Annotated in this window: 3 protein-coding genes; 2 read left to right on the forward strand and 1 reads right to left on the reverse strand. The window is 59.6% G+C overall.

Annotated elements, in window-relative coordinates:
- Positions 1-57: 57 nt before the first annotated feature.
- A complete protein-coding gene (aglM, locus tag WBV42_RS16440; RefSeq protein WP_423986982.1) occupies positions 58-1,350 on the reverse strand; it encodes a UDP-glucose 6-dehydrogenase AglM in 1,293 nt (430 codons plus the stop codon).
- Positions 1,351-1,437: 87 nt separating this feature from the next.
- Here aglM and aglF point away from each other — a divergent pair, with 87 nt between their 5' ends.
- Positions 1,438-2,172 carry a UTP--glucose-1-phosphate uridylyltransferase AglF gene (gene aglF / locus WBV42_RS16445; protein WP_066138658.1) on the forward strand — a complete coding sequence of 245 codons (735 nt, stop codon included), beginning with the start codon at positions 1,438-1,440 and terminating at the stop codon, positions 2,170-2,172.
- 126 nt (positions 2,173-2,298) lie between these two features.
- A partial coding sequence (locus WBV42_RS16450) for an NAD-dependent epimerase/dehydratase family protein (protein WP_423986983.1) occupies positions 2,299-2,629 on the forward strand: 331 nt, incomplete at its 3' end.

Below are 2,629 nucleotides of genomic sequence, written 5' to 3' on the forward strand. Positions count from 1 at the left end.
TCGAAAAAAGCGTTCGTCAGTAACTGATCCCGACAGCGAAGCGAACCCCGTTCGGGATCACCAGGTGAGACCTTCGTAGACGATACCCTCGCGGCGCTGAACGATACGACGGCCGTCCACGACGACCTGATCCCGCATCGAATCGAACTCGTCGTCCAACGCGGCGAACTCGTCCCAATCGGTAACGACGAGCGCCCCGTCGGCCCCATCGAGCGCCGTCCGTGCGGAATCGACGTACTCGATGTCGGGGAAGTGTTCGCGCATGTTTTCGGTCGCCACGGGGTCGTACGCCACGACTGTCGCGCCACCGTCCTGTAACCCTTCGATGATCGGAATCGCACGGGAGTTACGAACGTCGTCGGTTCCCGGCTTGAACGCGAGTCCGAGCACCGCAATCTGCTTGCCCTGAAGCGGGACGTGGTCTTCGAGCAGTTCGAGCAACCGCTTGGGCTGTTTCTCGTTCACTTCGATGGCCGCTTCGACGAGGGACGGTTCGTATCCCTTCTCGTGGGCGGCGGCGACCAACGCGGCCGTGTCCTTCGGGAAACAGCTTCCACCCCATCCGACGCCGCTGCGAAGGAACCGCTCGCCGATACGGTCGTCCAAACCGATTGCGTCCATGACCTCGTAGGCGTCAACGTCGTACTCCTTGCAGATGTTTCCGAGTTCGTTGACGAGGCTGACCTTCGTGGCGAGGAACGCGTTGTTCGCGTACTTGATCATCTCCGCCTCGCGGATGCCGGTTTCGACCACAGCGGGATCGGACGATTCGATAAGGGGTTCGAAAACCGCCGATAACCGTTCGTTCGCACGTTCGTTCTCATTTCCCAGAACCACTTTGTCCGGACCGAGGAAGTCCTCCACCGCACTCCCCTCACGGAGGAATTCTGGATTCATTGCCACGTCGAAGTCCTCCCCTCGGGTCTTGCCCGAGGCGTCCTCGATGATGGACCCGAGTACGTCCTCGGTCGTTCCGGGAACGACGGTACTCTTGACGACGACGAGGTGGTAGTCGTCTTTCGACTCCAATGCCTCGCCGAGCGAGCGCGCTCCCGCCTCGATGATCGACGTGTCGATACTGCCGTCCGGTCGGGACGGGGTCGGTAGCGCGAGGAACGTCGCGTCGGTTTCGCGGACTGCACCGTAATCCGTCGTCGCCGTGAGTCGGGTTCCACCGTGCTCGGCGACGAGATCGTCCAATCCGGGTTCGTGGATGGGGGCCTGGCCATCGTTGAGCTGTTCGACGATGTCCTCGTCGATGTCGATGTTGGTGACCGAATGTCCGAGGTCGGCGAAACAGGCGGCGACCGTCGTTCCCACGTACCCACTCCCGACGATGCTAAGTTTCATTAGAAGCGTTACTAATCCCTGCACCCTTGAAGCTTCGTATACGAATCGGTCTGAAAGTATTTAAGCCTGGAATCCCGCTTCAAAAGTATGAAAGCTGTAGTCCTGGCAGCTGGCAAGGGTACCCGTCTTCGACCCCTCACGAACGACAAGCCGAAGGGCTTGGTCGAGGTGAACGGCAAGCCAATCGTCACTCACTGTTTCGAGCGACTCGCCGAACTCGGCGCCGAGGAGTTCATCGTCGTCGTCGGCTATCGCAAAGAAGACATCATCAGCTACTACGACGACGAGTTCGAAGGGATTCCGATCACCTACACCCATCAGCGGGAACAGAAGGGTCTCGCCCACGCGTTGTTGACCGTCGAGGAACACATCGACGACGACTTCATGCTGATTCTGGGCGACAACATCTTCGAAGCGAACCTCGAAGACGTGGTTCGTCGGCAGCAGGAGGACCGAGCGGATGCCGCGTTCCTCACCGAGGAGGTGCCGTACGAGGATGCCAGTCGGTTCGGTGTCTGTGACACCAACGACTACGGCGAAATCACGGACGTCGTGGAGAAGCCCGAGGACCCACCGTCAAACCTCGTGATGACCGGGTTCTACACGTTCACCCCGGCGATTTTCCACGCCTGCCATCTCGTACAGCCGTCGAACCGCGGCGAGTACGAGATCAGCGAGGCCATCGATTTGCTGATTCAGAGTGGTCGCACCATCGATGCGATTCGCATGGATGGATGGCGCATCGACGTCGGCTATCCCGAGGACCGCGACGAGGCGGAGAAGCGCCTCTCGGACGAAGAAGTGGTCAGTTCGTCCGCGTAGGTCGCTTCGCACCGTCGTCGCTACAGTAACCAGCCTTCGGTCCGTGGAATTGGCACCGTGACACAGTTATGAAAAATATCCGACGGTAGAAACGGATTTAAAAGAGCGAACTTCATACAAAGATGAATGGTCCAAACACCAGCCTCTAAAACCGTCCTCGTCACCGGCGGTGCGGGATTCGTCGGCAGCCATCTCGTCGATGCGCTCGTTCGGGATAACGACGTCCGAATCCTCGATGACTTCAGCACTGGGAAGCGCTCCAACGTAAACGACGACGCGACGCTCATCGAAGGCGATATCCGCGATTCCGAGACCCTCCGACGTGCAACGGAGGACGTCGACCTGATATTCCACGAAGCGGGTGTCGTGAGCGTCCAGCAGTCCGTCGAGGACCCGATACAGGCAAACGAAGTGAACCTCGACGCGACGCTCGCGCTGCTCGAACGCGCACGCGAAC

Source organism: Haladaptatus sp., from assembly GCF_049589095.1.
Taxonomy (GTDB): domain Archaea; phylum Halobacteriota; class Halobacteria; order Halobacteriales; family Haladaptataceae; genus Haladaptatus.